Source organism: Pseudoalteromonas sp. PS5 (genome assembly GCF_004103255.1).
Lineage (GTDB): Bacteria > Pseudomonadota > Gammaproteobacteria > Enterobacterales > Alteromonadaceae > Pseudoalteromonas > Pseudoalteromonas peptidolytica.
The window spans coordinates 1-3,389 of sequence record NZ_RCSQ01000221.1 but is presented as its reverse complement, the minus strand read 5'-3'; the positions used below and the strand labels follow the sequence as shown (position 1 = coordinate 3,389).

General features: G+C 41.1%; 3 protein-coding genes. All 3 read right to left on the bottom strand.

What is annotated here, in order from left to right:
* Positions 1-143: 143 nt before the first annotated feature.
* On the bottom strand, positions 144-821 hold the full coding sequence (locus tag D9603_RS20770; protein WP_170178660.1) for a hypothetical protein: 678 nt from the start codon (positions 819-821) through the stop codon (positions 144-146).
* A 315-nt stretch (positions 822-1,136) separates the two neighbouring features.
* The gene (gene galU / locus D9603_RS20765) at positions 1,137-2,015 is read right to left on the bottom strand and encodes a UTP--glucose-1-phosphate uridylyltransferase GalU (protein ID WP_128732750.1); all 879 of its coding nucleotides are present in this window, start codon (positions 2,013-2,015) and stop codon (positions 1,137-1,139) included.
* 183 nt (positions 2,016-2,198) lie between these two features.
* Positions 2,199-3,277, bottom strand: a protein-coding gene (locus D9603_RS20760) for an IS3 family transposase (RefSeq protein WP_128732749.1) whose coding sequence is annotated in 2 segments (ribosomal slippage) — positions 2,199-3,025 and positions 3,025-3,277 — 1,080 coding nt in all. Because the reading frame shifts where the segments join, the coding sequence is not laid out codon by codon here.
* Positions 3,278-3,389: the final 112 nt, after the last annotated feature.

Sequence of the window (3,389 nt, the reverse complement as noted above, 5' to 3'; positions counted from 1 at the left end):
TTTAGTTGTTCTAAATGAGAAACTTTTAGCGCTGTTAGCGTCAGATTTACTCCTTCAAATTGAGCAAGTATTAAGTCAAATTGGTATTACCTCGCACATCATAAATTAGCAGGGGTAGAAAAGGGTAGTAACTGAGTACTACATTAGTGGCGGTCTAAAAACCTTTGCCAAGTTATGTTCGGATTGATAACTCTAAGCTGAGAGGTGATCTGCTTTAATATCGCTAATGGCGGGCGGGTTACTATATCGCCATCATCCTTTAACCCAAGCAGGTAATGCAAACTACTCTTATGACCTTGTTGGATAGCGGATATTCTTATTTGTTGCTCAAAGTTCAAACGAAGGCTACTAATAGCCGTTTTCATTCCTTGTTGATCGACATTGGGTAAGCCGCATTTTTGCAGGTAGCCCTGTCGCTCTCCTTCTCCTGAAAACCAAATTCTGACTTTTTCACTGTACCTTCCACTTTTGGCCGGTAGATCAAATAAAAGACGTTGTTGACCGAGTTTTTTGACCTGCGCTAAATATTGCTCGAGTCCACTTTGCCAGAGCGCTGGATGAATAGGGACCATGCGAGGCTGAATTTTACCATGGGTTTTAAAGTGCAATAGGTGAACATGGTCTTGTTGAAAAATATCATCAAGGGTGAGCGAGCCAATTTCGTCGCTGTAGGCACCAGTGTAGTAACTCAGTAACGGTAGCCAAAAGTGCCAATGTTTGGGCTGTTCCCGTTTTAATTTTTCGTCGGTATAGATGTACCCGTTAAATAGAGTATGAAGTTCCATTGTTGAGAATGCTCGTCTGCCTAAATGAGTTTTCATACAATGATCAACACCTTGAGTATTAAGAGCGGTTAGTGTAGCGGGTTTTGTTTTTTTACGGAAGGGTATGATATACCGCGCAGGTCACATAATCTAAACTTGAAGTAAGAAGAGAGTTAATCAACTAAAAGGCAGTAGCCCAAAAGCGAAATACCACTACAACGAGAGATTGTTACTTCATATATTGTAAAGTTATGCAAGCAAATTTAACGCTATAGTAAGGATAACAGCTGCTAAAGAGGTGGCCGTTATCCATAGTTATAATTGGCTACTATGTGTGAGGTGTGATAGTCGCTATCCCAGTCTGTGACTCGGCTATTGTAATTGCTTTAAAAATTGTGAAAACGCGTCACCTAGCTGTTCATCTCGGATAGCATATTCAACAATCGCTTTTAAATAACCAAGTTTATCGCCACAGTCGTGCGATCTACCACTCATATGAAAAGCTTCAACGGTTTCTTGCTCCATCAGCATATCAATGGCGTCAGTGAGTTGTATTTCACCGCCAGCCCCCTGTGGTGTCTTTTTAAGGAGCGGCCAAATATTTTTAGAAAGCACATAGCGGCCAACCACTGCGAGATTAGAAGGTGCAGTGTCTACATCAGGCTTTTCTACCATGTGCTTGATAGGGCTGCTTTCACCTGGACAAAGCGTTACACCACCAATATCGGCGATACCATATTTGCATACGTCTTCTTGGGGAACAGGCTCTAACATGATTTGGCTGGCTTGTGTTTGTGAAAAACGTTGTAGCATTGCAGCTAGGTTTTCTTGGCCTTGATCTGCTGTATATTCATCTAAAATGACATCAGGTAATACAACTACAAAGTCACTATCGCCAACAATGGGTTGTGCGCACAAAACGGCGTGACCTAGACCTTTTGCTTCACCTTGGCGAACGTGCATAATGGTGACATCTTCAGGGCAAATTGAGCGGACCTCATCGAGTAACTTACGTTTCACACGTTTTTCGAGCGTAGCTTCTAATTCAAAGCTAGTGTCAAAGTGGTTTTCAATTGCATTTTTAGAAGAGTGGGTTACAAGTACTATTTCTTTTATCCCAGCAGCTACGCACTCAGTAACGATACACTGAATAAGCGGCTTATCGACTAAAGGTAGCATTTCTTTAGGAATTGCTTTGGTCATAGGGAGCATCCGGGTTCCAAGACCCGCAACAGGAACTACTGCTTTCATAAAAGTCCATATTTTGACTGATTTCCAAGTTTCATCGGGCATTGTATCTTTCTGTCAAAAAGTTGCAAATTAGAATAACTTGATAGTTAGACAGAAGGTGTGAACACTTGTTTATTTTTTATTTTTTTGTATCGAGGGGGAAGTGTAACTCCACCCAATTCAGTACAGCGCTTTCGTAGAATTTTATGCAGCTTCAAGATAACCAATTGGTGTCATATCGCCAAGTGAATCATGAGGCCGCTCATAATTATAGATATCTAACCACTCGTCCGTGATTTCACGTACTTCTTGCAGTGATTCAAACAAGTATAAATCTAGCACTTCTTCACGGTAACTTCGGTTAAACCTTTCCACAAAGCCATTTTGATAAGGACTACCAGGTTTTATAAACTCAAGCTTAATACTGTTTTCCACCGCCCACGCTTCCAACATAGTTGAAGTAAACTCTGGGCCATTATCTACTCTAATTTGCTTTGGTTTTCCGCGCCAAGCAATGATCTGTTTTAGTGTCCTAATCACTCTTTCAGCGGTTAAACTGGTATCCACTTCAATCGCTAATGCTTGTCGATTGAAGTCATCGAGTATATTCAATGTCCTAAAACGATGTCCGTAGCTTAGTGCATCACTCATAAAGTCCATTGACCAAGATTCATTATATTGCTGTGGGGCACTTAATGGTTCTGGCGTTCTTGTTGGCACACGGCGCTTTCCTTTACGTCTCAAATTGAGTTTTAGCATGTTGTAAACTCGTTCAACACGCTTTTTATTCCAAGGTTTACCCTTATTACGAAGCCTTTTAAATAGTTTAGGCAGCCCCCATCTTTGGTGACGTTCGACCAATGCTAGCAACGCGTCGATAACCTCATCATCTGATGGCCGCTTATGTTTGTAATAAAAAACTGAGCGGCTTAGCCCTGCCACTTCACAAGCAAATGCGACGCTGACGTTAAATTGGGATCTTAAATGTTCAACCCAAGCTCCGCGCCTACTTGTCTTTACAGCTTTTTTGCAATGATATCCTCAAGCATCGAGTGCTTTAAGCTCAGCGTTGCAAACATATCTTTTAACTTACGGTTTTCTTCTTCAAGCTCTTTGAGGCGCTTAACATCAGACGCTTCCATGCCACCATACTTTGAGCGCCATTTGTAAAATGTGCTTTGCCCGATACCATGTTTACGGCAAATTTCAGGGACTGGAATACCTGATCCAGCTTCTTTGATCATGCTGACAATTTGAGTTTCGGTAAACTTGCTTTTTCTCATCGTAAATTTTCCTATTTTAGTTAATGGAAAATTCTACTTATGAACTGTTTCATTTTTTGGGGGAGTTACAGAAGTATTGAGCGCTTAATGCCAATTTGCTTAATTAAGTGGT